This window comes from Niabella aquatica (genome assembly GCF_054779315.1).
Window position 1 is genome coordinate 96,595 of the sequence record NZ_BAAGYM010000003.1, and the last position, 24,609, is coordinate 121,203.

23 protein-coding genes are annotated in these 24,609 nt (G+C 45.3%); 15 read left to right on the forward strand and 8 right to left on the reverse strand.

The features are described 5' to 3' along the window. Positions 1 to 6: 6 nt before the first annotated feature. The 8 genes from ACYVBM_RS01940 to ACYVBM_RS01975 form a co-directional block, all read right to left on the reverse strand. Positions 7 to 429: a VOC family protein gene (locus ACYVBM_RS01940; protein WP_460683925.1), complete on the reverse strand. Its 423-nt coding sequence runs from the start codon at positions 427 to 429 to the stop codon at positions 7 to 9. Positions 430 to 556: 127 nt separating this feature from the next. Then, a complete protein-coding gene (locus ACYVBM_RS01945; RefSeq protein WP_460683926.1) occupies positions 557 to 907 on the reverse strand; it encodes an alpha/beta fold hydrolase in 351 nt (116 codons plus the stop codon). A 254-nt stretch (positions 908 to 1,161) separates the two neighbouring features. Then, positions 1,162 to 1,533 (reverse strand): MauE/DoxX family redox-associated membrane protein, encoded by a 372-nt coding sequence (locus ACYVBM_RS01950; RefSeq protein ID WP_460683927.1) that lies wholly within the window; start codon positions 1,531 to 1,533, stop codon positions 1,162 to 1,164. A gap of 33 nt (positions 1,534 to 1,566) precedes the next feature. After that, complete coding sequence (locus ACYVBM_RS01955) at positions 1,567 to 1,995, reverse strand: SRPBCC domain-containing protein (RefSeq protein WP_460683928.1); 429 nt, start codon at positions 1,993 to 1,995, stop codon at positions 1,567 to 1,569. Between the two features lie 8 nt (positions 1,996 to 2,003). Continuing rightward, entirely contained in the window at positions 2,004 to 2,393 is a 390-nt protein-coding gene (locus tag ACYVBM_RS01960) for a VOC family protein (protein ID WP_460683929.1), read from the reverse strand. A gap of 19 nt (positions 2,394 to 2,412) precedes the next feature. Then, complete coding sequence (locus ACYVBM_RS01965; protein WP_460683930.1) at positions 2,413 to 2,919, reverse strand: DinB family protein; 507 nt, start codon at positions 2,917 to 2,919, stop codon at positions 2,413 to 2,415. A gap of 144 nt (positions 2,920 to 3,063) precedes the next feature. Then, entirely contained in the window at positions 3,064 to 3,588 is a 525-nt protein-coding gene (locus ACYVBM_RS01970; protein WP_460683931.1) for an NADPH-dependent FMN reductase, read from the reverse strand. 9 nt (positions 3,589 to 3,597) lie between these two features. Next, entirely contained in the window at positions 3,598 to 4,170 is a 573-nt protein-coding gene (locus ACYVBM_RS01975) for a Crp/Fnr family transcriptional regulator (protein WP_460683932.1), read from the reverse strand. A 323-nt stretch (positions 4,171 to 4,493) separates the two neighbouring features. Here ACYVBM_RS01975 and ispG point away from each other — a divergent pair, with 323 nt between their 5' ends. The 15 genes from ispG to ACYVBM_RS02050 all read left to right on the forward strand — a co-directional run bounded on the left by ispG (position 4,494) and on the right by ACYVBM_RS02050 (position 24,471). Continuing rightward, a complete protein-coding gene (gene ispG / locus ACYVBM_RS01980) occupies positions 4,494 to 6,494 on the forward strand; it encodes a (E)-4-hydroxy-3-methylbut-2-enyl-diphosphate synthase (protein WP_460683933.1) in 2,001 nt (666 codons plus the stop codon). A gap of 170 nt (positions 6,495 to 6,664) precedes the next feature. Continuing rightward, positions 6,665 to 7,237, forward strand: a complete 573-nt coding sequence (locus ACYVBM_RS01985; protein ID WP_460683934.1) for a class I SAM-dependent methyltransferase — start codon at positions 6,665 to 6,667, stop codon at positions 7,235 to 7,237. A 251-nt stretch (positions 7,238 to 7,488) separates the two neighbouring features. After that, positions 7,489 to 7,743: a hypothetical protein gene (locus ACYVBM_RS01990; RefSeq protein WP_460683935.1), complete on the forward strand. Its 255-nt coding sequence runs from the start codon at positions 7,489 to 7,491 to the stop codon at positions 7,741 to 7,743. Between the two features lie 119 nt (positions 7,744 to 7,862). Then, on the forward strand, positions 7,863 to 8,207 hold the full coding sequence (locus ACYVBM_RS01995) for a hypothetical protein (RefSeq protein ID WP_460683936.1): 345 nt from the start codon (positions 7,863 to 7,865) through the stop codon (positions 8,205 to 8,207). A 154-nt stretch (positions 8,208 to 8,361) separates the two neighbouring features. Next, positions 8,362 to 10,725, forward strand: a complete 2,364-nt coding sequence (locus ACYVBM_RS02000) for a TonB-dependent receptor (protein WP_460683937.1) — start codon at positions 8,362 to 8,364, stop codon at positions 10,723 to 10,725. A gap of 5 nt (positions 10,726 to 10,730) precedes the next feature. Continuing rightward, positions 10,731 to 11,213, forward strand: coding sequence for a DUF4625 domain-containing protein (locus ACYVBM_RS02005; RefSeq protein WP_460683938.1), 483 nt, complete (start codon positions 10,731 to 10,733; stop codon positions 11,211 to 11,213). Positions 11,214 to 11,316: 103 nt separating this feature from the next. Next, a complete protein-coding gene (locus tag ACYVBM_RS02010) occupies positions 11,317 to 12,327 on the forward strand; it encodes a DUF4625 domain-containing protein (protein ID WP_460683939.1) in 1,011 nt (336 codons plus the stop codon). Positions 12,328 to 12,461: 134 nt separating this feature from the next. Beyond that, positions 12,462 to 13,868, forward strand: a complete 1,407-nt coding sequence (locus ACYVBM_RS02015) for an alkaline phosphatase (RefSeq protein ID WP_460683940.1) — start codon at positions 12,462 to 12,464, stop codon at positions 13,866 to 13,868. A gap of 124 nt (positions 13,869 to 13,992) precedes the next feature. Further along, positions 13,993 to 14,922 carry an NAD(P)/FAD-dependent oxidoreductase gene (locus ACYVBM_RS02020; protein WP_460683941.1) on the forward strand — a complete coding sequence of 310 codons (930 nt, stop codon included), beginning with the start codon at positions 13,993 to 13,995 and terminating at the stop codon, positions 14,920 to 14,922. 440 nt (positions 14,923 to 15,362) lie between these two features. Further along, positions 15,363 to 17,498 carry a TonB-dependent receptor plug domain-containing protein gene (locus ACYVBM_RS02025; protein ID WP_460683942.1) on the forward strand — a complete coding sequence of 712 codons (2,136 nt, stop codon included), beginning with the start codon at positions 15,363 to 15,365 and terminating at the stop codon, positions 17,496 to 17,498. A gap of 55 nt (positions 17,499 to 17,553) precedes the next feature. Next, positions 17,554 to 18,627, forward strand: a complete 1,074-nt coding sequence (locus tag ACYVBM_RS02030) for an HmuY family protein (protein WP_460683943.1) — start codon at positions 17,554 to 17,556, stop codon at positions 18,625 to 18,627. Between the two features lie 13 nt (positions 18,628 to 18,640). Next, on the forward strand, positions 18,641 to 22,864 hold the full coding sequence (locus ACYVBM_RS02035) for a cobaltochelatase subunit CobN (protein ID WP_460683944.1): 4,224 nt from the start codon (positions 18,641 to 18,643) through the stop codon (positions 22,862 to 22,864). Then, positions 22,861 to 23,559, forward strand: coding sequence for a hypothetical protein (locus tag ACYVBM_RS02040; protein WP_460683945.1), 699 nt, complete (start codon positions 22,861 to 22,863; stop codon positions 23,557 to 23,559). Before ACYVBM_RS02035 ends, ACYVBM_RS02040 begins: the two co-directional genes overlap by 4 nt. Next, entirely contained in the window at positions 23,543 to 24,130 is a 588-nt protein-coding gene (locus ACYVBM_RS02045) for a MotA/TolQ/ExbB proton channel family protein (RefSeq protein ID WP_460683946.1), read from the forward strand. The genes ACYVBM_RS02040 and ACYVBM_RS02045 overlap by 17 nt, the downstream gene beginning before the upstream one ends. Further along, positions 24,127 to 24,471: a DUF2149 domain-containing protein gene (locus ACYVBM_RS02050; RefSeq protein ID WP_460683947.1), complete on the forward strand. Its 345-nt coding sequence runs from the start codon at positions 24,127 to 24,129 to the stop codon at positions 24,469 to 24,471. The genes ACYVBM_RS02045 and ACYVBM_RS02050 overlap by 4 nt, the downstream gene beginning before the upstream one ends. The last annotated feature ends 138 nt before the right edge of the window (positions 24,472 to 24,609 follow it).

Sequence of the window (24,609 nt, forward strand, 5' to 3'; positions counted from 1 at the left end):
GATATATTATTGAGCATGATAATTCATCATCCACTTTACGCCATATTTATCTGTAAAGCTACCAAAGTAATCACCCCAGAACTGATCTGCAACCGGCACTTCCACAGTGCCTCCTTCTGAAAGCGCTATAAACAAACGGTCAGCTTCCGCTCTCGAATCCGGGAATATGGAGACATAATTATTATTTCCCTCAACCAGTTTATGACCCATTGAAGGAACAATATCTGATGCCATCAGCAGGTCGTTGCCAACAGGCAGTGCAATATGCATTACACGGTTTTTCTCTTCTTCGGAAAGATTTTCACAGCCGGGAGCGTTCCCCATTTTATATACTTCACCTAAAAACGCTCCGCCAAAAACAGATTTGTAAAAGGTAAATGCTTCTTCGGCTTTACCATCAAAGTTGAGATAGGGGTTTAACTTTGGCATAACTGTATTTTTAAAGTTTGATAAATTATTGTCAGGCAGCATCCAGAACAGCATCATTTCAATCAACGATGGCCCATTTGATTTCTACACGACACCTTTTCATATAGATTTGTTTGTATTAGAAGAATTAACTATTCACAAATTTCCTAATCTGGCTCATTGTAAAATCAATCAGATCACTGTCTGTGACCCCCGTTTCATCCGCCATCATATAAGTTCCATGTCCACATGGAAGTATCATTAATCGTGAATCAGGAACCATTTTGCCCATCGCTGCGATATGTGCGGCGGTGATTACATCCTTATCCCCTGCAATAAAAAATGCCGGTGCTGCTATTGATGCCAGCGCACTATCTTCCCAATCCCGGAAGTGGATCATGCGCTGGCTGTCTTTATAAAACATATTTTTCAAAAGCGATTCATCGGGATTCAGCTTTAGAAAATTCTCTTTAAAATATGCCGGCATCTGATCAATCATTGCGTTTTGCATCATTTCAAAAAAGCCATCAACCAGACCCTCTCTTTTCGTAACACCCGAGGCTATAATTATCTTATCCGTTATGCCCGGAAATAAATGTGCTATCTGCAATACAGTAGTGGCGCCATCCGTGAATCAATGTCAGGGGTTTTCCTTCCCCATATATTTCATAATACAATTGTATCCCGTTGATTTCTTTGTAACCACGCTGTGCAGCAATCATATTGTATAATTTTAATTAACTAAAAAATACTTTAGCGAACCAAAGGCTTATACTTGTTCCAGTTATCAGCAATCATCCATAGGTTTATCATAAAAAGAGGTACTGCTATAGCCAGACCTGAAGGCATAAACGTAGCATTATGAAGCATAATTCCAATCATTACAGGTAATATTACCAGGGCGCCCAATGCGCGCGTTTTGGGAAATATAAAAAGCAACCCGCCGGTCACCTCTATAAAACCCACCAATGGCATCAGCCATTTAATAGTCATCATAGCTCCAACCAGCCTGGCCATTTCTGCATCCAGGGGCTGATCCGGCATATAATGCAGAAATTTATTCAACCCGGCATTCATAAACATAAGCCCAAATAGTGTACAACAAATAGCTTTTACAATTTTCATATCACCGTATTTTAAAAATGTTTATTTAATTATTTACTCAGATACATCTTCCGTCTCTACATACTTTTTAAATCTGTTTAATACAGCCTGGCAAAACGTTTGCTGCACAGTTAACGGCGTTTGCCGTTCGGGATCGAGGGTTTCGCGAACAATAGTATTACGATCTATTTGCTGAAATTCTACTGTTGAATTCCGCCCGTCGTCAAGGATATACGTAATAAGCTCATAAGGCACGATCCGATCGTATATGCTTTTATGCTCAACACGCTCCTTACCATCTTTTGTTTCCATTACATAATAGAATAGTCCACTTTCAACGAAATCATTAAAAACATTCAAGCAACGCCAGCTATCAGAAGGAATATTCCATTGCTCAATAGCTTCAGGAGCTATCCATTTTTTCCAAACTTCATCAACCGGTTTATGCACCAGTATGTTCAGCACTATTCGTTCGGGTTCCATTTATGATACTATTTCATGGAGTGTAATCCAATAGTATTTCCTTCTGTATCGCTGACAATTGAACAAAATCCAAATTCGCCAATCGGCAATTTAGCCTGGCAGATTTTTCCGCCGGCGGCTTCTACCCTGCTTGCCTCCACAGCACAATCTTCGCAGCCAAAGTAAATGACCACATTGCTGCCGCCGGCTTTCATGCCTTCCATTTTTACTAATGCGCCGTTGGTACCATGCCATTCCATAGTCCCCGGAAATGATTTCATTTGCATAGATTGATCGGTGGGATCAGACATTTGTTCCAGCTTTATGTTCAGAACCGCTTCGTAGAATTTAGTGGCCCTCTCCATGTCATCTACATAGATCTCGAACCATACTACGGGATTGAATTTTTGATGCTCCATTGTTTTATTTTTTTAACTATTAATTATGACCAGACAGTATTTGCTGTATACTTTTTATTTGGTTCAAATGCCTTTGAGTATGTACCTGTATAAAATATAACCACTCGTAGCGGGTAAGATATTCCAGGTAAGGAAATGGCGTGTCCACGCATAATTCAGACAGATCGTGTTCTGAAATAATTGTAAGCAGCAGTACTTTGTTAGTTTCTAACATTGGGATCAGCTCTTTCTTGCTATGTGGGGGTACGCCTGGAGTAACACGCAGATCTGCTTTCGATTTTTGGTCCATATCCAGAAAAATAGCTCTTAAGGCAGCCACTTTTGCATCAAATGGCCTGTCTGCATGTGTTACATTATTATCCGGTATGCCTCTGCTGCAAAGCATAATATGTTCCGCCACCTGCCCTATCGTCCAGCTATCGGCAAACGGAACCTCATTCAGTCGTTTATCATCGGTTCCTGTTAAAGAAAAAATAACCTCACCAAATACAGTATCAATGCCTTTGTATAGATTTTCTTTACTCATGGAATGGCTTTTGCTTTTAGAAAAGACGTATGCGTCTTCCCCATTCAAAAATAAGGCTGCAAACAGGCATCCGCACTTGTCATTTGACAAGTATTACGTTTTCTATTGTAGATAAAAGGCATTATGGCCCAATAGCAGGTGTAATCAGGCCCCTAATATGGCCTTAAGCTGGTATATAACGTTGATCAGTTGTTGCTGTACGGCAGCATCTATAATATTCTCTGCTGAGATCTTTCCTTTCACCCCATTAATCAGCAGGCAGGTTTCATCATTGAATAATGCCCCCAACGTTTCCATGATCAGCTTTATTTCCTTTAAAACTTTTTTGCCATCGGCAGATGCGATAATAATAGCTAAAGGCTTATGGGTAAAAACAGTAGTGGCTACACACCATTCCAGTAAATTTTTTAAGCCGGCAGGAATGCTGAAAATATATTCGGGGCTGGAAATCAGTACTGCATCTGCATCTCCCATTTTCTGGAGTACCTGCTGTATAATTTCCGGTGTGTCTTCTAAAGTTTGCGCTGCATCAAAATGCGGCAAAGACTTTAATGCATCAAAAATTTCGATTGATAACTCACCAGAAAAATGATGAGCTAGGAAATGCACCAATTTAAGGTTAGACGAATTGGGCTGCGCACTGCCAATAATAGCGAAGATATTTTTCATCCTGAATATTTAAACTGAAATGTCTTTCCGGATGCGGCTTAGCGAAGTATCTGTAACACCCAGGTATGAAGCTATTTGCTTTAGCGGTACGTATTGAATGATCTCTGGTTTTTCTTTCAGCAGTTTTAAATAGCGGTTGGTAGCTGTTTCCCTTACCATATCCAGCGATCGCTGCTTAATGATAAAGAGCTGGCTTGTAAACCAAAGCCGGCCCCACTCTACTAAGCCAGGCATCGCATGAAATAATTTTTGAAAACTCTCAAATTCCATTTTCCATAAAACACAATCGGTAACCGTCTGTATATTTTCCTGAGAAAGCGTGCGCTGAAACAGCGAAGAAGTAGAAATCACCAGCTCACCCTCTGTAAAAAACTCGGTTGTTATTTCATCATTATTATAATCATACACATAAGCCCGCGCCAAGCCTTTCTGCAACACATAATATTCATTAGCCATCTTGCCTTCACGCAAAATAATGGATCCCTTTGTTACTTCAACCGGTTCGTGAGCTGCTGCAAGCGTTTGCAGCTCGGCCTCAGTAAAAAGAGGATGCTGGTATAATTTTTTAAATAGCTGTTCCATATAGCGATTAAAGGCCTAAAATAACAAATTATCCAAAACAGATTTTTATTTAAACCGGATTTCCCGGTATAATAGGGCCAATACCGCTATTTTAGAATAATCTAATGGATCTGTCAGAGGTATATAACCGGTATGAATTGATAAAAAACGTTAACAGGCACCATACTCCATTTCTTTACGCTGGGTTGGGTCATTCGCCCCAGCCAGGCCATACCCCGTCGTCAAAGAGCAGAGCCGGTGTACAAAATCTTCAGCGCGCTTTCCGTGGCTGTCCTTAAAGCGGCTGGCGCATGCATGTCAACTTATCAACTTACCTTTGCAGCATGGAATTATTTGCAGAATCACTTATTCAATATAAAAGACTGTTAACCAAAGAAGTAAAGATCGGTGATTTATTGTTGGGCAATAATCATCCCATCCGGTTGCAAACAATGACCACCACCGATACTATGGATACCATCGCTACAGTGGAGCAAACCATCCGGTGCATTGAAGCTGGTGCTGAGCTGGTGCGCATTACAGCACCATCAAAAAAAGACGCAGAAAACCTGCTGAATATAAAAAACGAACTGCATAAACGCGGATACTTTACCCCATTAGTTGCTGATATCCATTTTACACCAAACGCCGCAGAAGTAGCTGCCCGTATTGTAGAAAAAGTACGCGTGAACCCGGGGAATTATGTAGATAAGAAAAAATTTGAACAGATTGATTATACCGATGCAGAATATTCCGAAGAAATAGAACGCATCCGCGAGCGCTTCACACCGCTGGTAAAGATTTGTAAAGAATACGGCACTGCCATGCGTATTGGCACCAATCATGGCAGCCTGAGCGACCGCATTATGAGCCGCTATGGAGATACGCCCATTGGCATGGTAGAGAGCGCAATGGAGTTTTTACGCATTGCCCGCGACGAAAGCTATCACCAGATCATATTAAGCATGAAAGCCAGTAATCCGCAGGTGATGGTACAGGCCTATCGTTTGCTGATCAAACAAATGCATGAAGAATTTGGTGAAATATATCCTCTGCATCTTGGCGTTACCGAAGCGGGAGATGGAGAGGAAGGCCGCATTAAATCTGCCGTAGGTATTGGTACATTGATGGAAGACGGCATTGGCGATACTATTCGCGTATCATTGACCGAAGACCCTGAATTAGAAATACCTGTATGCCGGGATATTGTGAAGCGGTATAAAGCTGACAGGTTTAAAGATTTAAAAGCTCAAAAAGAAGAAATACACCAACATGTTCACTTATCAACTTATCAACCTTTCAACTATCGCCGCCATCAAACCATTGCTGTTAACAATATTGGTGGCGGGCACGTGCCGGTAGTAATTGCAGATTTAAGTAAAGCAGCATATATCACCCCTGCTTCTTTACAAAGTATTGGTTATACTTATAACGAAGCGGACGACAAATGGAATATTGCAGATGCTGCAGCAGACTATGTATATATCTCAAAATCTGGTATCGGCTTTGCATTGCCGGGCACTTTAAAAGTAATTGTACCTTATCATCAATGGAAAGAGGTTTTAGATAAAACAAAGTATTTTCCAATTTATTGTGCCGAGCATTATGCTGCTACAGAGCAACCGGAAAGCGACATCAATTTTGTGATGATTGATTGTCCTAATGATGAAAAATATATAAACACTGTTGCGGCAAAGCCCAATACCGTTTTGTGCTTAAGCAGCACAGAAAAAAACGCGATGCAGACGGTGCGTGCCACTTGTATTCAATTAGCACAGAAAAAAATCGCAGCGCCCATTGTATTTATTACGGATAGTAACTGGCAAACCGGGGATGAGCACCTGATCCATTATGCTACTGAAACCGGTGCACTATTTTTAGATGGTTTTGGTGATGGTATTTGCCTGGGTATGAGCAAAGACGCTTATGCCAAAGCCACTTCTTTAAATGCATCGGGAAGAAATTATCTGAACAATCAATCTCCCGAACAGTTTATCAACAATACAGCCTTCAGCATTTTGCAGGCTGCACGTATGCGCATTTCTAAAACAGAATATATTTCCTGCCCTTCCTGTGGCAGAACATTATTTGATTTGCAGGAAACCACCACAAAAATCCGTTCTGTGACCCATCACCTGAAAGGAGTAAAAATTGCCATTATGGGTTGTATTGTAAACGGTCCGGGCGAAATGGCTGACGCCGATTTCGGATATGTAGGCAGCGGCCCGGGGAAAATTACTTTATATAAAGGTAAGGAAGTAGTAAAACGCAACGTAAACAGCGAAGTGGCGGTAGATGAGCTGATCAATTTATTAAAAGAAAATGAAGCATGGATAGAGCCGTAGGCGGCTAACACATTATGGTTCATGTCTCGTAAAGCTCTTGTGCTGTTTGCTATCCGAAAAAATCATTCAGAGATCCGGGAATTACAGCTTGTATCTGAATACCATTTGGAATTTTACATCCCATGTTCATTCCCGCTGTACTGCAGTCATACAATATAAATAATACACAATTGGAGCTATACGTTCCAGACGCTGATGCCATACGGCGATATTATGCTGACAACAAAAGCGGCGCTTACTGGGCACAGATATGGCCTGCGGCGATAGGGCTCTGCAGGTTCTTAAACAGATACCCCGAATATATTCTTGATAAAAAAGTGCTGGAGCTGGCTGCAGGAGTGGGTTTGCCGGGCCTGTTCGCTGCAAGGCAGGCTAAAAAGATAACCATCACCGATAAAGAGCCCCTTGCCGAAGCTTTTATAGCAGCATCAGCAGCGCATTTACAGTTACCTAATGTTACAGCAGCCACCTTAGACTGGACAGAGGCACCCAAAGCGGAGCTCCCTGATGTTATATTGCTGAGTGATGTAAATTACGAGTCGAGCGTGTTTGAAGAACTGCAAAAAGTAATTGAATATTTTCTTGCCCACCATACTACGGTTATTGTAAGCACGCCTCAAAGGCTGGTGGCGAAACCATTTGTTATTTCCCTGCTTCCATATTGCATTTTTCAGTGGAATGATACGGTGCTGCTTCATAGCACAGAAACCGGTGTAAGTATTTTTGTATTGCAGGAACCATGACCGGTAAAATAAAAAAGGTTTGGCAATCCTGAAGGGCCGTTACTAAATAACTCCTGTGTAATAAGCCAATAATACGATAAGCCCTTTTAATAAATCATATGATTGAGATCATGCATTAATTACAGTTTTAGCCACACTTTTACATCAGTTTACAGCAAAAAATTACAGGAGGCGGGAATCATTTAAATACCATATCAGCTTAGCTGTATCAAAATGTAAATACAGGTATTACAAACAAATAATTTTAAAGTATGACTTTTACAACAGAAATCCGGGATGAGCTGGCCTTGATCAATAGCAGCGCATTTAAACTTGGTGAATATATTTATATGGGTATGGGAAAGCTTAACGGCAGAACCGTATGTATTTCCACAGCTTACAAAATAGACTATTGCATGAAGAAGGCGTTGCAGTTTACCGAAGAAGATGCTAATGTTGTTTTCGATCATATTAATAAAGTAAGGATAGGACAGTTAGAGCCTTGCCAGCGATTCTCTTTATTATAATCCGCTAGTGATACATTTCAATCCTTCTTGTAAGCATAACAACTTACTGGCTGATTTCTTAAAAACAAAAAGCATTTATTTTGGACATGTGAGCAAAATATTGCAACTTTGTTGCAGTTTTGAAAAAACAGGAGCTTCATACAGATATTATTATAGCGAAGGCAGGTGCCGCTTTTTTTGCGCTGCTGATGTTTTTTAATATTGCAGTGCAAAGCCTCCATAGCCATCATACAAAACAGGCTTCGTGTGAATATAAGGATCAGAAAGCTTTAACCAGCTACCATCCCTTTTGTATTGTCTGTGATCATTTCCAGTACCGCACCCACTTCGATACACCTACCTTATCCCATATAGAGATCGCCCCGCCCCTGCCCGCTGTGCCTGTACATGGCGGCCGGTATTATATCGGGTTTTATAAATTCACATTACAGGGTTTCACCAATAAAGGTCCCCCTGTTGCTTAAGATATTACCGCTGTAGCAGGCGGTATCCGTTTTTCCTATTCCTCAAATTTTAATGAAATCATAAACGCAGGCATTTGCTGTAAACACTGCCGGGTTTATGGTATATGTGCGTATGAAGTTTGTACTCCTGCTTTGCTGCAGCATACTTTGCTGCATGGCAAATGCCCAATTACACCAGCTTATCGTGACTGTTATTGATGATCATAACCAACCGGTTTCAGGCGCTACTGTGCAGTTTGAAAAACAGGAAATAATTCCCGTGGCTACTTCCGGCGGTATCTATGTGTTTAAGGAGCTGCCATCCGGCGATTATCGCCTGCGTATATCTATGACCGGGTATAAATCCTTCAGGAGAAAGATAACCATTACGGATCATGATATATCGTTACCGGTAATCCTGCATCCTGATGTACATGTTTTGCAGGAAGTAGTGGTACAAAACCATACGATCAGTCAAAGAAAGAAAGAAGAACAGCTCAACCTGGAAATAGTAAAAAGCGATTTCATACAGAAAAATCTGGGTGGCAGCCTGATGCAAAGCCTGGAGCGTTTACCCGGGGTAAAAACGATTGGTATTGGCTCCGGGCAGTCAAAACCATTAATAAGGGGCCTGGGCTTCAACCGGGTGGTGGTAATAGACAGGGGCATCAAGCATGAAGGCCAGCAATGGGGCGCTGATCATGGATTGGAAATAGACCAGTTCGCCGCCGAAGAAGTAGAGATCATAAAGGGCGCGGCCTCTTTTGCCTACGGTTCTGATGCCATTGCCGGGGCAATAAATATACGTCCGCCTGCTATACCGGCTTCCAATACCTTTGGCGGGGATATTAATCTTATTGGCAAAACCAATAATGCCCTGTATGGTGCATCGCTGAATATGTATGGCCGGGCTCAAAAATGGTTTGGCACAGCAAGGGCAACCATACAGGATTATGGCGATTACCGTGTACCTGCTGACCGGCTATATGTATATGATTATCCGGTTGACCTTCATCGTAACTATCTCCGTAATACTGCCGGCAAAGAAGCTAACCTGCATTTCAGCGCCGGTTATGTGAGCGACCGGTTCAGGTCAGTCTTCTACATCAGCAATACTTATAGTAAAAGCGGCTTTTTTGCCAATGCACACGGCCTGGAACCAAGAAGGGTTGATGCTGCTATGCACGACCGCAGCAGCCGGGATATTTTAATGCCGTATCAAAAAGTAAATCATTTTAAAATAATTAATCGCAGCAACCTTAGGCTGAACGATCATGCGGTTGAACTCGAAGCCGGTTACCAGAACAATTTCAGGCAGGAATATAACCACTACGTGAACCACGGGTTTATGCCTGCGATATACCCCGACAGTATGAACATACCTATCGACCTGGAGCGGGCCTTCAATAAAAATGTGTATTCCCTCAACATCAAAGATCACCTGAGGTTCAACCTGCATGAACTCCAATTGGGTATAAACGGTGAAATACAGAACAACACCATCAATGGCTGGAGTTTCCTGGTTCCTTCGTTTGATCAAAAAAGCATTGGCGCTTTTCTCTACGATAAAATGTTCATCAATGACCGTACCCTTTTGCATGGTGCGATCCGATACGATCACAGCAACATCCGGGTTCACCGTTATACAGACTGGTTTCCCTCACCCCTTGAAGAAAATGGGGGAACATCTGAAATATATATAGTAAGGGCCGGCAATATTAAAAGAAGCTTTAACAGCATTACCGGTTCCATCGGTGTTAATTATAACCTGGAGCATATAGAGCTGAAAGCCAATGCAGGCAAGAGCTACCGCGTGCCCATCGCCAAAGAGCTGGGCGCTAACGGCGTAAACTATCACTATTTCAGTTATGAGCGCGGGAATGCCTACCTGAAACCGGAAGAGTCTTATCAGCTGGATGCAACAGCTATTCTAAATAAAAATAAATGGCGTATCCAGCTCAGTCCGTTCTTTAATTATTTTCCTAACTACATCTATTTGAATCCGACTGCAGAGCACGACTACCTGTATGGAGCCGGTAACCAGGTGTTTGAATATAGGCAGAGCAAAGTGGTGCGATATGGCGGTGAACTGCAGGTAAAATACCAGGCCTTGGAAAACCTAAGCGCTGAAGTGTCAGGCGAATATCTGTATGCAGAGCAGTTATCCGGGAATAAAAAAGGCTATACCCTGCCGTTTTCACCACCGCCCTCTGTATTGCTAAATGTAACGTACGAACCCATTCATACCGGCCCTTTCCAGCGCACTTATTTTTCTGTGGATTATCGTATAACCGCAGCGCAAAACAATATTGTACCTCCCGAAAAAAAGACGGAAAGCTATACCGTAATGAATATACAGACCGGCAGCAGGTTTAATATACAAAAACAGCAGGTGCAGCTAAGCCTGCAATTACAAAACGTATTCAATACCCGGTACCTGAACCATACCAGCTTTTACCGGCTGATCGCTTTGCCAGAGCAAGGCCGTAATCTGGTAGTGTCAGTAAAAATTCCGTTTAATTTTTTAAATAATAAATAAGAAAAATGAAACAAGTGAAAATCCTGAAAGCCCTGTTTACTGCCATTGGCATTGCTGTTATTATAGCTGGTTGTTCTAAGGACAAAGACCCGGTTGATACCGAGTACCCTACTATTGACGTTACGGCTGCTGCCGCTTTTCCAAAGCAATGCAGCGAGCTGACACGGGGGCAAAAATTTACCGCTAACATACTGGTGGCCGATAATGCGGAATTAGGATCGGTGAGCATTGACATCCATCACAATTTTGACCACCACAGCCACAGCACGGAAGTAGCCGAATGCGACCTGGCTGCTGTTAAAACCCCGGTGAAACCCTTCCTGCTGGTAAAAAGCATACCCATCCCGGCAGGTAACAAAAACTATACGGTATCGGAAGAGATACAAGTGCCGGCAGATGTGGATGCAGGCGATTATCATTTTATGATACGGGTTACGGACAAGGAAGGCTGGCAAACCATTAAGGGGCTAAGTATAAAAATTAAATAATGCCCCTCCGACTCCACTTCAGGCCGGAAGAAATGATATGCATTTTTCATTTTGATAAACAACTAAACTTTTTTTATATAACACAATTAAAAGATCTACTACCATGAACGTAAGAAAAATTTTTAGCAAACTAAGTATCGCTTTATTTCTTTTTATCCTGGCTTTCAGCGCCTGTAATAAGGATAAGGATGTGGTGGCCAAACCGTCTATTAATAACCTGGAGATTGGCCTGGATAACAATAGAACCGGCTTTGCGGGTTCGGATATACATATTGAAGGAGAAATTATAGCGCCCGGTACTATAGCCAGTATCAAAGTAACCATTCATCCCCAAAGCGGATCGGGCTGGGAATTCGACAAAACTTACACCGACGGTTACACTGGTGCAAAAAATGCAGATTTTCACGAGCATATTGATATTCCCGCTAATGCAACGGTTGGAAACTACCATGTGCACATTATCATTACAGACCAGAAAGGAAATGCCACAACAATAGAGTCTGATTTAAAAGTTCAGAAAAAAGATCCGAAGGCGGCATTGGTGTTTACTCCCGTAACCGGCGCAGCGGAAGCCCACGGCGATCATTTTCATGGACTGGATGCAGGTATAGAAGGCTCGCCTGTTACCGTAACTTTCGATGAAAACGGGAATGCGCTCTCCAACGGCCACCTGCATTTAGATCCCGATGGTATTTACAAAATATCATTAAAAACCTATGGTGCAAACGGCGTAGAGACACAGAACCAGTATATTGCCAATGCAACTGCTGCGGCTAATTATAAAGCTTTCCTGGCAGGTGGCAGCTTTATTTTAAATACCAACTCTGCCGCCGGCAAAGGTGCGATATTCCAAACCCGCGAAACCCAGTATGCAGACGGAACGGCTGTTTCCGGCGCCACCAATACTACCGGTGTTACCACGTACTTCAGGGTGGGCGATGATAATGAAGGTGAAAAAAAAGTCGCTTTTATTATGCGCAAACTGAATGCCGGGGTTAAAGCCATTATTACCCGAACAGATTGGAACCGCACAGATTATGCCACTGCCTTTGCAGGCACGAATGAGCTGGAGCTGAAGCTTGAAATTCATGCAGAGGAGGGGCATAGCCACTAAAGTTTGTATGAACTAATATATAAAAACGCCTTTCGGTTTTCAAAAAAACCCACATAGATGCATAGGTCATAAGACTGTATATCTATGTAGTTAAAAAAGTTTTCAACACTTTATAAAAAAATTAAATCATTAAAATGCAACGCAGATCTTTTTTCAAAAGCAGCGCTCTTGCCCTTTTGGGAAGCACTTTGCTGGGTGGCAATACCGTAATGGCTTCCGGAAGGCACAGGAAACCATCCGGCAAAGCCGCATGCAATATCATCTTCATGGTAAGCGATGGCATGAGCACCGGCACGCTGAACCTGGCGGATATGTTCCTGCAGCGTAAAGAAGGGCAGCGAAGTCATTGGCTGAAATTATATGATGAGCAAAAAATAACAAGGGCACTGATGGATACGGCTTCAGCCAGCTCGATGGTTACCGATTCCGCTGCCGGCAGCTCTTCCTGGGGCGGAGGCGTAAGAGTACCCAACGGGTCTTTAAATGTAAATGCAGATGGCAGTTTTAACAAACCCATTCTGCAAAAATTTAAAGCAGCAGGAAAATCCGTGGGCTGTGTTACCACTGTACCTATTACTCATGCCACACCTGCAGGCTTTTGTGTAAACAATAATAAGCGCAGTGATATGAATGAGATCGCCGAACAATACCTGCCATTAAGGTTTGATGTGATGATGGGCGGGGGTAAAGATAATTTTGCGGCTGATACAAGAAAAGATAAAAAGGACCTGTTAGCGGCGTATCGTAAAAATAATTATGTTGTTATTACCAGCCGGAAGGAGCTGATGCAATTACCCTTATCTAACACACCTTTATTGGGAACGTTTTTCAACGATGGACTTCCTTATGCACTGGACAGGGCACAGGACAAAACATTGAGCGAAACGGTTCCCACATTGGCAGAAATGACAGAAAAAGCCATTGAACGATTGAGCAAAAATAAAAAAGGTTTTGTGCTGCAGGTAGAAAGCGGCAAGGTAGATTGGGCGGCTCATGCCAATGATGTAGGCGCTTTATTGTATGAGCAGGCTGCCTTTGATGATGCTATTAAGACAGCTATTGATTTTGCAGAAAAAGACGGTAATACGTTAGTGATTATTACTACCGATCATGGTAATGCCAACCCCGGCCTGTTTTATAGCAACAAAGCTAACAAGAACTTTGACAGCATACAGCAATTCAAACATACCAACGACTGGATACTGAACGGCATCGACAAAAATTTTTCTGTAAAGCAGGTAATAGAGCGTGTGGAGCATGCGCAGGGCATTGTATTAAAAAATGAACAGGCATCCGAATTGCTAAAGCATTACACGCAATTAGATGAATCAGGTTTATACAATCCCCGAAAGCTGCCATTTAAATACCTGGCGCAGTTACAGGAGCAGTACACTTCTGTAGGCTGGGGGTCTATGGATCATTCCGCCGATTATGTAGAGCTGTGTATGTACGGGCCGGGAAGTGAATTGCTGAAGCCATTTATAAAAAATTACGAGCTGCACCAACTGATGTTAAAGGCCGCAGCTGTGGACAGTGCCTGATGTACAATAAACCCAGCTATCAAATCTTTTATACGGGTGTTAAAAAAGGCTAATTATAAAGAATGAAGTTTTGCGTTAGCCACATTGGCAGCGCCCTTTTCACAAGCAGCCCAAATTCAATCTTATGGCAAACAGTAAAAATTTCGATGTAATCATCATTGGTGGAAGCTACGCAGGACTTTCCGCTGCAATGGCATTAGGACGTGCCTTGCGAAATATTTTAATTATTGACAGCGGGCTGCCCTGCAACCGGCAAACGCCATACTCGCACAATTTCATTACGCACGACGGAGAAAGGCCAAACGCAATAGCAGAAAAAGCCAAAGCACAGGTTTTAAATTACAGCACTGTTAAATTTTACGATGGGCTTGCTATTAGCGGAACGAAAACAGAAAACCTGTCTACCAGACAGGCAGGAGGTTTTTCTGTTACCACGCAGGAAGGCGAAACGTTTATAGCTGAGAAGCTTGTTTTTGCAACAGGTGTAAAAGATATAATGCCCGACATCAAAGGTTTTGCAGCATGTTGGGGCATATCTGTTATCCATTGCCCCTATTGTCACGGTTACGAGGTAAAGCTTAAAAGAACAGGTATTTTAGCTAACGGTAATTTTGCCTGTCACTATGCACAGTTGGTGCGAAACCTTACCAGGGACCTGACCATTTTCACTAATGGAACGGCTGAATTTACGGCAGAGCAATTGGCAAAACTTAAAAAACACAATATTCCGGTAGTTGAAAAAGAAGTTGCCTGTTTTAATCACGAAAACGGCCGTATCCGCCAAATTGCATTCAGGGATCATTCAACATTTGATTTGAATGTAATCTATGCACGGCCTGTATTTGAGCAACATTGCAAAATTCCTGAAATGTTGGGTTGCGAACTCACAGAACAAGGTTTAATTAAAGTAGATATGTTTCAAAAGACAAATATCGAAAATGTATTTGCCTGTGGCGATAATTCAAGCATGATACGTTCGGTAGCCAATGCCGTATCCACAGGAAATACCGCAGGGGCGATGGTCAATAACGGGATGACGGAAGAAGAGTTTTAATGAACAACAGTAAAGACCCAGACGCAATAGTGATTTTATGAGACGGGCTGTTATTGTTTATTAAAAATAAAAAGGAATATGCATTACTCCTGCACAATGTGCGTTGCTCCTTATTTGCATCAAACATAAGCTACCGGAAGGTTTTATTAGGATATATCTGAAATTGTTGTTCATGGCATTTGCTGCAGCCGACAAAATGAGGTTCAATATACAGCGAGTGAAATACGTACATGATTAACCAAAATATTTTTATGCAACCTTGCTGCATTATACTAATCTTTATCATTATTTTTGCAACTAAGTTGCATTTAATAAGAACCTGCCTGTTTATTTTTCTTGTTTGCTTCTCTTTTATATTAGCTGCACAGCCAATTCATGTACAGGTAATCGATACCAGTACCAATCAGCCTTTAGCTGGCGCAACGGTGGTGCTAAAAACAATGAACCCAACCTCCGCACAGGTGTTTACCTGCGATGAGCAGGGGCAATGGCGCTACACCCTGCCAGGCACTTCCGTTGCTGATATAACAGCAGAAGTATCGTGTAGAGGGTATCTCACAAAAAAACAGGCATTAGATGTCGGTAGAATAAATTACATCCGGCTGGTGCCGGTGGTAAAACAGCTGGATGCCGTGCAGGTAGCCGGCGTAAGTACGCGGGCTATACAGGAAGCGCGCCGTTCCGTTCACAATATAAAAGTGATCGATGCCGGCCAGATCCGTGCGCAGGGTGCCGTTAACCTCACCGATCTGCTGGCTTCGCAAATGAGTGTGCGCGTGGTAAATGACAATGTAAACGGTGCGAGCATCATGGTACAGGGGCTTTCCGGCCAGAACGTAAAAATCCTGCTCGATGGTATTCCCATTATCGCCGGGGAAAACAACGAGCTCGACCTGAACCAGCTGAACCTGGGCAATGCCGCCAGGGTAGAGTTTGTGGAAAATGCGATGGCAGTACAATACGGCAGCAATGCCACCGCGGGCGTGGTTAATATTGTTACCCAAACCGCCAGCGGGTTAAAACCGGTAGAAGGGAGCATTTCCGCTTTTTATGAAACGGTTGGAAAATACAATATAGATGGCTTACTGGGCCTGCGCCTGCGCGATAGCAGTCGCCTGTCTGTAACATTGGGCAGGAGTCAGTTCGATGGGTTTTCGTCGGAACGCCGCCCCCGTAGCCAGATATGGAACCCTGCATTACAGTATTCAGGCAATATTCGTTATATCAAACCCTGGAAGAAGCTATTGCTTGGGTTGGCGCATAACCAGTTTTTTGAAAACCAGGTCAATAAAGGCGATCCCGATCCGGGCTACCTGTACCGCACTACCAACGATGTGGAATTTATTACAAACCGTTTCAATTCGGTTGTGTCGCTTACAGGTGATCTGTTCCCACAATTCAAAATTGATCTCCTCAACAGTTACCAGTATTATAGCCGGGATAACCACCAATACTTAGTAAACCTGGCAGACGAAACCCGCAAAGAGCTGGAAGTAACGGATACCCGGTTCAGCAGCTATGCATTCCGCGGCAACGCCAGCTACCGGCGGGTGGAAAGCCGCATGGCCTGGCTGGGAGGATATGATATCAATCTGAACCAGTCTAAAGGAAGCAATATCAATCCGCTGGGGTCTTCCATCAATGATTATGGCTTTTACGGGGGTATCGGGTATTACCTGGTACCTTCACTATATATCCAGGGTGCGCTTCGCTGGCTGCACAATTCAAAATTCCAGGCCGATAGTATCAATTTCCTGGGATTGGGACTGCCTGTAGTCCCTTCGCTTAACATCAAGTACGATATTGCTGATGTAGGAACCATTCGCCTTGCCTATACCAAATCATTCAGGGCACCGGGTTTACGCGAGCTGTACTGGGATTTCCAGGATGCCAACCACAGCATCAATGGCAATCCGGGCCTTAAGCCTGAAACAGCAGACAATATTACCGCTTCTGCAACCATTAACTGGCGGCACAACCAGCACAGCTTTGGCATTTCTCCCCTGCTGTACTATAACCATATCCTCGAAAAGATTGAACTGGTAGATAAGGACAGGGCCACCATGGAGCCTGCGAGGCAGTATGTAAATGTGGCAATGATCTACCAGAATATCGCCCGCTTTCGTACATACGGAGGCAGCCTGGGATTCATGTACAGTTATAATAACCGGTTTACGGTTCGACCAGCTATTGGGCTGCTCATGCGATCCGGCAGCAACTCGCTGAATAAAGTGTACCAGACACCTGAGGCCAATGCAACTATTACCTATTTGAATGACTGGTCAGACATCCGGTTTTCGCTGTTTTATAAATACAACGGGCGGCTTTCCCGGTTCGGGCTCAACCGTGATGGCGTATTGCAGGATCGCTCACAGGGCGATTACCACCTGCTGGATTTTAGCATGGCCAGGAATTTTGGTAAGCAGTGGCTGGCTACTGCAGGAATTAAAAATATAGCCGGGGTCACGGAGGTAGAGCAAACCAGCCATGGCGATACCGATGGTTCAAACTATAGCCCCCGCTTACCTGTGGGACAGGGCAGGCAGGCCTTTTTGCGGCTCATCTTTCAATTGTAGAAATAGTAAAATCAATCTCTTAAAAAATAAAAAGTAAACACATAAAAACAAGATCATGAAGGTAAACAGAATAAAAAAAGGAGCCTTTGCCATTCTTATCCTGGCAGCTATCGCATCCTGCAAAAAAGACAAACCATTTACCGAGCTCAAACCCATCGAAGGAACACTTGTAGCCGAAGTAGGAGAGGAATTAAAGAACCAGATATACCTCGACCTGAGCGAGGGAAAGGCCATTACCATTCCTGTAAATGCCTGGGATATTGCGTTTGAAAGCAATGGTGGTTTTGCGGTAAAAGTAAATTCGGCAAAAAAATCGGGCGTATGGAATACCGGGCAAACCGACTTCAGCGCTGTTACAACACCCTCAGCCACACCGGGAGCATTCAAATTTGACGACGTGGCCAATGAAACCGGGGGCACCGCCATCGGGGCCTGGGGAAGCAACGGAGTGTCTGATAAAAAAGTGTACGTCATCAATCTCGGGCTTAACCCTCCATCATCCACCACGGGTATCGGGTATAAAAAATTCATCATTGAAGGGTTTGCCAGCAATGCTTATACGATACGGTACGCCAATATGGATGGCAGCGGTGAAAAGACCGTACAAATACCGGTAAATAAAAACAGGAATTATACGTATTACTCCTTTCAAACCGATGCCGTAGTGGAGATAGAGCCCGATAAAGGAAAGTGGGACCTCCTGATTTCAGGATACACACGTCCGGGCGGCGGCCCTCCGCCATATAGCTTTGTGGTCAGCGTGGGCGCCCTGGTAAATACCTACGGCGGTGTACGGGTGGCCGTTGATAACCCCGGCAAAGAGCTGGCAGGCAGCGATGACCCCCAGGCACCTGTCAACAATTTTCCTTCGTCAAACAGCCGCTACGACCAGGTTACGGTGGCAGACTATACTTCGCTGCAGCCATCGGACCAGCCATTGTCCATCGGGTCCGACTGGTACCAGATCCTGCAGCCGCACCGCGATGGTAATTATAAGATCTATGATTGGAAAACCTATATCGTTAAAGACGTTGACGGCCGCTATTTCAAGATGAAATTCCTGGCTTATAAAGGCGGTCCCAATATCACCAAGGGCTATCCCACTTTTGAATACAAAGAGATCAAGTAAACTTTTCCCGACCATGAAACTATCTATTAAAAAATACAAGCGAAAGCTGGTGCGGGTACTCCTGTTGCTTGCTGCCGCTTTTGCCCTGTATCTCCTGTACGCCAGGTTCCTGGCCCCTACGCGCATTGCCTTTGTGAACTTCCCGGAGTTCCGGCTGTCCACCATCAGCAAGGCCAATGAGAGCCGGTTCGTACGCACCAGCATCTTATCTGAAGACGAGCTGGACAAGGCCGGGAACTACAGCGCCGTTTTTATTTTCGGCCGTGGCTTTCACCTGACCGAGGCCCAGCAGGCGCAACTGCAGCGGGCAAGCCGTAAAGGTACACCGGTGTATGTGGACGGCGCTACCAATCCTGCGATGGATTTTACCAACCTGAAGGGCGATACCCTGGAAGCTATAAAAGGCTACCTTGATTATGGCGGGCTATCCAACAATAAAAGTCTGCTGAATTATGTGCGCAAAGTGCTGGACAGGAAATCGCTTTTTACCGGCAGCATAGCCGCTCCCGAAAAAACAGACCGGGACGTGCTGTTCCACATAGACGAGACGCGTACCTTCAAAAGCCCCGGAGCTTTTGAGGCATACGGGAAACAAAAAGGGTTTATTAAAAGCGGAGCACCCGTAGTGGCGCTCCTTACTTCGGTCCCCGGGCCTTTTAACGCCAACCGCGACCACCTTAACAGCCTCATCACCGCGCTGCAGAACAGAGGGCTCAATGTATACCCCATCGCAGCATCTAACAGCCGCACCAAATGGCTCAAACAGCTGAAGCCCGACCTCATTATAGCCATGCCGCATGGCCGTTTCAGCCTGGGTGAGGCGGATAGTACTACCACCTGGCTGAAAGAAAACAATATCCCCGTGCTGGCACCTGTCAGTGTATTTGAACCGTACGACAAATGGAACACGGATCCGCGCGGAATGGCAGGAGGGATCCTCAACATGTCTGTTACGCTTCCTGAGCTTGACGGCCTGGTAGCTCCTTATGCCATCGTGGCCCAATACCGTGATGAAAACGGCTACCTGGCTTTCAGGGCGATCCCCGACAGGCTGGAGCGATTCGCGGGTATGGTAGAAAAGCGGATCGCATTGAAACGAAAAGCCAACAGCCAGAAAAAAATAGCCATCTATTATTTTAAAGGGCCGGGCAAAAACGCATTGGTGGCGGCCAATATGGAGGTAGTTCCCAGCCTGTACCATCTTTTGCTTCGCCTCAGGCAGGAAGGTTACCAGGTGGACGGGCTTCCGGCATCGGCAAAAGGGCTTGAAGCGCTGATCCAGCAGAACGGTGCCGTGCTGGGACCGTACGCCGAAGGAAGCATCAAAAAATTCCTCAGCAGCGGGAACCCGGCGCTGGTAGCTGCGGCCGACTATGAGCAATGGGCCAAACAGGACCTGACACCGCAGCGCTGGCAGAGCGTACTCGATCGTTACGGCCCCGCTCCCGGCGATTATATGGCGTTGCGAAAGGCGGATACCAGCTACCTGGCTGTAGCCCGGATTCAATTCGGTAACGTAGTATTATTGCCGCAACCCATGCCCGGCAGCGGTGACAACACGTTTAAAATGGTGCATGGAACCGACCAGGCGCCGCCCCATACCTATATTGCCAGTTACCTGTGGGCGCGCCATGCTTTTCATGCAGATGCCGTACTCCATTTCGGTACTCATGGAAGCCTTGAGTTCACGCCGGGTAAGCAGGTGGCTTTGTCCAGCAACGACTGGCCCGATATGCTGATTGGCAATACCCCGCATTTTTACGTATATACCATCTCCAACGTAGGGGAAGGCATGATTGCCCGGAGACGCACCTATGCTACCCTGCTCAGCTATCTTACACCCCCCTTTATGGAAGGGGAAACCTACAACGAGCTGGCAGCGCTGGAGCAAACCTTACATAAATTCACTACACTGGAAGATCCCTCCGTACAGCTTGCCTATGCAAAGTCAATATCCGCCCGTGCAAGAAAAATGGGGCTTTACAACGACCTGCAGGTAAAGGACAGTACACGCGATCTTTCGGTGGCAGAAGTACACCGCCTGGCGGAGCTCGTGGAAGAGATCGGGTCGGAAAAAGTAACGGCGGGACTTTATACTTTGGGAGTTCCGTACACCACTGCACAGGCCGCTGCAACGGCGCGCCTCATGGCCATTGATCCTATTGCCTATGGTCTGGCAAAGCTCGACGCCATCAAAGGGCTGATACCCGCAGCCCGCCTGGAACAAAAAACATTCATGAAGGCAAACTATGTGAAGCGTGCTGAAGCCGTCATAAAGGACTGGCAGCAGGGCCGGAAGATGACGGTGAGCAGCATTGTGCCTCCGGCAGACCTGGCCCGGGCACAGGCATGGAAAGCGCAACAGGCACTACAGCGACCGCAACGTGGTGGCCGCTTTCCGCCGGAAGTTGCCAAAGCAAAAGCTCAAAAACCATCAGGGCCACAACAGGACAGCGGCGGCCCGCCCCCGGAGGTGGCCGCTGCTTTAGCCAATGCAAAAAAAACACCAGGCCAGCAGGAGCAGAAAGCGGCTGATTTTGCCACTGCCGTCGATCGCATCGAAACCGCCGTTAACCACCTGGACGCTTACCGACAGGCACTGCTGAACAGCACAGACAAAGAATTGCAGGCGGTAATAGACGGGTTAAACGGCGGCTATACATTGCCTTCATCAGGAGGCGATCCCATCAGCAACCCGCAGAGTGTACCTACAGGACGCAACCTGTTTTCTATTGATGCAGAGAAAACACCATCTGCGGAGGCCTGGGAAGTAGGCAAGATGCAGGTACGCTCAATGCTGGAAAAGCACCGGCAGGAACACGGCGGGCAATACCCGAAAAAAGTGGCCTTTACCCTTTGGGCAGGCGACTTTATCCAAACCGAAGGAGCCATGCTCGCGCAGATCTTTTATTTGCTGGGCATTGAACCCGTAAGGGACGCTTTTGGCCGTGTGGACGATGTGCGGCTGATACCGGCTTCCACACTCGGCCGGCCGCGCGTGGATGTGGTGGTGCAAACCTCCGGCCAGCTGCGCGACCTTGCAGCCTCGCGCCTGGAGCTGGTCAATAAAGCCGTAGCCATGGCTGCTGCTGCAGATGATGCCGGTAACCCGGTAAAAGCAGGCGCCGGCCTGGCGGAAAAAATGCTGAAAGAAAAAGGCTTTTCTCCGCGTGAGGCAAGGGAATTGTCTACCCTGCGTGTGTTCGGCGGTGTAAATGGCAGCTATGGCACGGGCATCAGCAGCATGGTGGAAAAAGGCGACAGTTGGGAAAGCCGCAGTGAAGTAGCACACACTTACCTGAATAATATGGGGGCACTGTATAACGATGACAAACACTGGGCTGATTTCAAAGAAGGTGTTTTTGAGGCTGCATTACAAAATACCGAAGTCATCATTCATCCCCGTTCCTCCAATACCTGGGGGCCCCTTAGCCTCGACCATGTATATGAATTTGCCGGCGGGCTGAACCTGGCTGTGCATGAAGTAACGGGCAATGAGCCTGCAGTGTATTTCAGCGATTCCCGGAATCCATCCAACCCCCGGGTACAGGAACTCAAAGAAGCCATTTGGGTGGAAGCCCGCAGCACCCTGCTCAATCCCAAATACATGAGCGAGCTGCTGAAAGGAGGCGCTTCTTCGGCTGAAGTGTTTGCCGAAACATTCCGCAATATCTATAGCTGGAACGTGATGAAACCCGGAGCAATTGATGCAGCGCTCTGGAATGAATTGCACGAAACCTATGTGCAGGACAAGCTGCACCTGGGGTTGAAAACCTTTTTTGACCGGGAAAATCCTTATGCCCTGCAGGAGTTGACAGCTGTAATGCTGGAAACGGCCCGCAAAGGTCTTTGGAAGCCCGCAGGTAAGCAATTGCAGGAAATCACCAACCTGCACCTGGCAGAAATGAAAGATCATGGAGCCGGCTGCTCAGGATTCGTGTGTGGCAATGCAGCACTGAACAAATATATAGCTGATCACCTTCAGGGAACCGCACGTACTGATTATGAAGCCAGCCTGAAAGCTGCAAAAGAAATGCAGGCCGCTGGTTCAGGTACTGATAATAAGTCCACTGTGTTAAGAAAGGTAGACGAGAAAGCGAATGATAAGCGGAGCAATGCAAAGCAGCAGGGTAATACTATATCCGGCACACGGTGGCTATTGATCGGCACCACCTTGCTGCTGTCGCTTTCTCTATTAGTATGGTATTTCCGAAAAAAGAATAATACTGTAAAATGATTTTTGAGCTTTTACTGCTGATCCTGGTATGGAGCTTACTGAATAGTATACTCCAGTATATTGCCGATGTTACATTATGGCCTTTGGTGGCGCTGACACTGGCAGCCGCTGTCTTTTGTTATGCCACCTATTCCCTCGCCGTAGAGCAGAGTATGCCTGTATTGAAAAAACTGCCAGAAGACCCGCTTTGGCTGCAGCGCATTACAGCGCTAGCCCTCGCAGAGTTGCTGCTGCGCTGGATGATAATCAACCGTGCGCTACGGGAGGCATTGGGTTATTCTGTAAAAAAATGGGTGCGCTGGTTCCAGTATGTGCCATTACCAGGTTTGCCTGCTGCACTTTTCCTGTTTCAGGTTATGCTTTTTTATAAGGATGGAGATACATCTTTCCAGACCCTGGCGGCGATTTATGCAGTTGCTGCAGCGTTGGGATTATTATCAGCAGGAATTGTGTTACGCCGGTTACTGCCCAACAGAGAGCAACGGCTGGAGCTGGCACAGCTACTGATCTTCATCACTGCGGTAACCACCTGCATGCTGTCTGTAAATGTGCAGTTTGACCAGTTGGGCGATACCGCCGATAAAGTAGCGGATTACCGCCCGTTTGCCGTATTGGTATTGCTGGTGCTGCTGGTGGGTACATTGGGTTATATATGGTCAATAATTAAAATAAAAAGAAATGGATTTTTTAAATAAACTGATTTACTGGGTTTCTACCGGTTTCCTGGTGCCAACAGTACTGGCGCTGGTGTTTTTGTTTTTCCGTACGTTGCTGCTATTGGGATCTTTCTATGGCTTTTATATGAACCGGCTAAAAACGCGCCGTCGTGTAATACCATTGATTGCGGGCTTGCAACAGAATAATGTGCTGACACTGTCAACGGATGGGCTGCCTGCTTCGGCTTTTAAAGATGCGCTTAACCGGATCGTCAGTAATGCTTCATCTGAAGTGATGCGGGAAAAAGTGCTGACCGATTACGAGCTGCTTACACAGAAAGAGCTGGACCTGGCACGAACACTTTCGAAAGTGGGTCCTATCCTGGGTTTGATAGGCACGCTCATTCCTATACAGCCCGCACTCGTAGGACTTAGCAGCGGCGATCTTACTTCGATCGCTAAAAATATGCAGGAGGGTTTTGCTTCTACCATTCTTGGATTGATCATTGGCGGAGTAGGTTTTATTACACTACAGATAAAGCAGCGCTGGTACAATGAAGACCTGGCCGACCTGGAATTTGTTCATGAACTTATTGGGGAAAAACAATGAATAGTAACAGAATAAGAAAAAAACGCTTCAGGCGTACAGGCGATGAGGCACTGGACCCCATTGCAGCAGTAGCCAACCTGTTTGACTTTTCCCTGGTATTTGCCGTAGCGCTGATGGTAGCGTTGGTTACCCGCTATGGCATGTCTGAAATACTAAGCCAAGAAGATTTTAGTATGATTAAGAATCCGGGCAAGGACAACATGGAGATTATCACTAAAAAAGGAAATAAAATAGAAAAGTACCGCGCCGGCAGCAGTAAAGACGCAGGCAGCAGTAAGGGGAAAAAAATAGGTACTGCCTACCAGCTGGATAACGGCGAGATTATGTACGTACCTGATTAGCAAATGCTTCCAAAAACAACAGCACTGATACTGTCAATTAAGAAAAAGTTAGCATAAGATGTTTATAAAAAAGCAGATAGCCGGTAAGTGATTATAATCAAACATAACCCTGTGCATTTAATGTCTAAAGCTCATGTT

Excerpts from the sequence above, each read along its gene's own strand:
- ACYVBM_RS01990 (WP_460683935.1), top strand. The coding sequence starts at position 7,489 with ATGACTTTTACAACAGAAATCCGGGATGAGCTGGCCTTGATCAATAGC.
- ACYVBM_RS02000 (WP_460683937.1), top strand. The coding sequence starts at position 8,362 with ATGGCAAATGCCCAATTACACCAGCTTATCGTGACTGTTATTGATGAT.
- ACYVBM_RS02050 (WP_460683947.1), top strand. The coding sequence starts at position 24,127 with ATGAATAGTAACAGAATAAGAAAAAAACGCTTCAGGCGTACAGGCGAT.
- ACYVBM_RS02005 (WP_460683938.1), top strand. The coding sequence starts at position 10,731 with ATGAAACAAGTGAAAATCCTGAAAGCCCTGTTTACTGCCATTGGCATT.
- ACYVBM_RS01940 (WP_460683925.1), bottom strand. The coding sequence starts at position 429 with ATGCCAAAGTTAAACCCCTATCTCAACTTTGATGGTAAAGCCGAAGAA.
- ACYVBM_RS02015 (WP_460683940.1), top strand. The coding sequence starts at position 12,462 with ATGCAACGCAGATCTTTTTTCAAAAGCAGCGCTCTTGCCCTTTTGGGA.
- ACYVBM_RS01945 (WP_460683926.1), bottom strand. The coding sequence starts at position 907 with ATGATTGATCAGATGCCGGCATATTTTAAAGAGAATTTTCTAAAGCTG.
- ACYVBM_RS02045 (WP_460683946.1), top strand. The coding sequence starts at position 23,543 with ATGGATTTTTTAAATAAACTGATTTACTGGGTTTCTACCGGTTTCCTG.
- ACYVBM_RS02010 (WP_460683939.1), top strand. The coding sequence starts at position 11,317 with ATGAACGTAAGAAAAATTTTTAGCAAACTAAGTATCGCTTTATTTCTT.
- ACYVBM_RS02020 (WP_460683941.1), top strand. The coding sequence starts at position 13,993 with ATGGCAAACAGTAAAAATTTCGATGTAATCATCATTGGTGGAAGCTAC.
- ACYVBM_RS01955 (WP_460683928.1), bottom strand. The coding sequence starts at position 1,995 with ATGGAACCCGAACGAATAGTGCTGAACATACTGGTGCATAAACCGGTT.
- ACYVBM_RS01965 (WP_460683930.1), bottom strand. The coding sequence starts at position 2,919 with ATGAGTAAAGAAAATCTATACAAAGGCATTGATACTGTATTTGGTGAG.
- ACYVBM_RS01975 (WP_460683932.1), bottom strand. The coding sequence starts at position 4,170 with ATGGAACAGCTATTTAAAAAATTATACCAGCATCCTCTTTTTACTGAG.
- ACYVBM_RS01970 (WP_460683931.1), bottom strand. The coding sequence starts at position 3,588 with ATGAAAAATATCTTCGCTATTATTGGCAGTGCGCAGCCCAATTCGTCT.
- ACYVBM_RS01960 (WP_460683929.1), bottom strand. The coding sequence starts at position 2,393 with ATGGAGCATCAAAAATTCAATCCCGTAGTATGGTTCGAGATCTATGTA.
- ACYVBM_RS01950 (WP_460683927.1), bottom strand. The coding sequence starts at position 1,533 with ATGAAAATTGTAAAAGCTATTTGTTGTACACTATTTGGGCTTATGTTT.
- ACYVBM_RS02030 (WP_460683943.1), top strand. The coding sequence starts at position 17,554 with ATGAAGGTAAACAGAATAAAAAAAGGAGCCTTTGCCATTCTTATCCTG.
- ispG (WP_460683933.1), top strand. The coding sequence starts at position 4,494 with ATGGAATTATTTGCAGAATCACTTATTCAATATAAAAGACTGTTAACC.
- ACYVBM_RS02035 (WP_460683944.1), top strand. The coding sequence starts at position 18,641 with ATGAAACTATCTATTAAAAAATACAAGCGAAAGCTGGTGCGGGTACTC.
- ACYVBM_RS02040 (WP_460683945.1), top strand. The coding sequence starts at position 22,861 with ATGATTTTTGAGCTTTTACTGCTGATCCTGGTATGGAGCTTACTGAAT.
- ACYVBM_RS02025 (WP_460683942.1), top strand. The coding sequence starts at position 15,363 with ATGAACCCAACCTCCGCACAGGTGTTTACCTGCGATGAGCAGGGGCAA.